Here is a 2,508-nt window from a genome sequence, read left to right as displayed (position 1 = left end):
AATGTCTCTGTCCTCGGAGACTTCAATTATTGGGATGGGCGCAAGCATCAAATGCGCAAGGCTGCCGGGGGAATTTGGGAACTGTTTATTCCTGAGCTGGGGGTGGGGGAGCATTACAAATACGAAATCAAAAACTTTGATGGGCATATCTATGAAAAGTCTGATCCTTATGGGTTTCAGCAGGAAGTCCGCCCTAAAACTGCTTCGATTGTCACAGACCTAGAGACCTATACCTGGAATGACCTTGACTGGATGGAAGCACGGCGGCATACCGACCCCCTTTCCCAGCCGATCTCTGTCTACGAGGTGCACCTTGGCTCCTGGATGCACGCTGCTGCTGAAGATCCACCCGAGTTGGCAAACGGTGAGGCTGGCACATCTGTGATTGTTTCAGAGCTTAAGTCCGGGGCCCGATTTTTAACCTACCGAGAGTTAGCCGATCGCTTAATTCCCTACGTCAAAGAACTCGGCTTTACCCACCTGGAGTTAATGCCGGTGGCAGAACATCCCTTCGATGGCTCCTGGGGCTATCAGGTTGCTGGTTACTACGCCTGTACCTCCCGCTATGGGACGCCCCAAGACTTTATGTATTTTGTCGATCAGTGCCACCAGCAGGGGATTGGGGTGATCGTTGATTGGGTTCCGGGTCACTTTCCTAAAGATGGACACGGCCTGGCCTTCTTTGATGGCACTCATTTGTACGAGCATGCTGACCCCCGCCGGGGAGAACACAAAGAATGGGGCACCCTGGTCTTTAACTACAGCCGCCATGAAGTTCGCAATTATCTGCTGGCCAATGCCCTGTTCTGGTTTGATAAGTACCACATTGATGGAATTCGGGTAGATGCCGTTGCTTCGATGCTGTATCTAGACTATTGCCGACTGCCAGGGGAATGGCTGCCGAACCAGTACGGCGGGCGAGAGAACATTGAGGCCGCAGATTTCCTGCGCGATTTAAATAATGTCTTGTTTAGCTATTTTCCGGGAATTCTCTCGATCGCGGAAGAATCAACGGTCTGGCCAATGGTTTCCTGGCCCACCTACGTTGGCGGCCTGGGTTTCAACCTTAAGTGGAACATGGGCTGGATGCACGATATGTTGGATTACTTCCACATGGACCCCTGGTTTCGCCAGTTCCATCAAAACAATCTCACCTTCAGCATCATGTACGCCTTTAGCGAAAACTTTATGCTGGCGCTCTCCCACGACGAAATTGTCCACGGCAAGAGCAATTTAATTGGCAAAATACCGGGGGATGAATGGCAAAAGTTTGCCAATCTCCGCTGTCTATTTGGGTTTATGTTTACCCATCCGGGCAAAAAGACCCTATTTATGAGTATGGAGTTTGGCCAGTGGAGTGAATGGAATGTCTGGGGAGATCTAGAGTGGTTCTTGTTGCAGCATGCCCCCCACAAGCAACTCAAGCAGTTCGTCAGTGATCTCAATTACCTTTACCGCCGCGAACCCTGTCTTTATTCCCAGGACTTTGCTTTTGAAGGGTTTGAGTGGATTGACTGTAGCGATAACCGCCACAGTGTAATCTCATTTATCCGCAAAGCCAAGGATTCTGAGGATTTTGTGCTCACGGTCTGCAACTTTACCCCCCAACCCCACAGCCACTATCGAGTGGGCGTGCCCCAACCCGGCTTCTACACCGAGCTACTCAATAGTGATGTGCGTGAATACGGCGGTAGCAATCTGGGCAACTTAGGCGGCAAATGGTCTGAGGAGTGGTCTTTTCATAATCAGCCCTACTCTCTGGATCTATGCCTGCCGCCACTAGCAACACTCATTTTCAAGCTGGATCGGTCCAAAACTAAGGCGGCAATGCAACAGCTTCAAGGCAATAAGTCAGATTAAAAGTGATTTGGTAATCCTGAAATAGGCGTGATACGCTGTTGAAGTAGTTGCTAGTGGCTACAAAACGGGATGTGGCGCAGCTTGGTAGCGCACTTCGTTCGGGACGAAGGGGCCGGAGGTTCAAATCCTCTCATCCCGATATTACTCAATCAAACTGCTGTTGAAATAAATCTAAATTGACGGGTGGTCACCTAGCCAATGCATGGCTTTAGGGAAGCCGATATGTTTATCTAGACATTTGTCCGTACATAACGCTAGGATGAGTTCATCAATTGCGACTCAAGAGGAAGGTGTCTATGACCACTCTGCCAGCGTCGGGGACTCTCTACAACCTCAGTCAGATTCGACAACAGTTAGATATTTCTCAGGAGCAGCTGGGTCGCTTGCTGCGAGTTAGCACCAAAACAGTCAGCCGCTGTGAAAAGGAAGGCAAACTACCCAGAGACCTTGAGCAGCGACAGCGGCTTGCCAAGCTGCAAGAAATTATTGACCTGGGACAAAGGGTGTACACCCCTGGGGGTCTCAAAGAGTTTCTTTCTACGCCTTTACCTGCTTTGGGCAACCGGACTGGGTTTGATCTAATTCAATTAGGGGAATACGAGCCTATTATCAGTGCCTTAGCTGCTGACTTTGAGGGCACTGGCTTTT

The 2,508-nt window shown here is 50.0% G+C and carries 2 protein-coding genes and 1 tRNA gene; all 3 read left to right on the top strand.

The annotated features are described in order from the left end of the window. On the top strand, positions 1–1,860 hold a 1,860-nt coding region (gene glgB / locus AC2VE5_RS25570; RefSeq protein WP_486890392.1), incomplete at its 5' end, for a 1,4-alpha-glucan branching enzyme. A 65-nt stretch (positions 1,861–1,925) separates the two neighbouring features. Next, positions 1,926–1,999: transfer RNA gene (locus AC2VE5_RS25565), tRNA-Pro, on the top strand. A 157-nt stretch (positions 2,000–2,156) separates the two neighbouring features. Further along, on the top strand, positions 2,157–2,508 hold a 352-nt coding region (locus tag AC2VE5_RS25560; RefSeq protein ID WP_486890391.1), incomplete at its 3' end, for a helix-turn-helix domain-containing protein.

It is taken from the genome of Aliterella sp. E5.1 (assembly GCF_057473825.1).
Note: the sequence above shows the minus strand (reverse complement) of the source record. Positions and strands in the feature narration are given on the sequence as shown.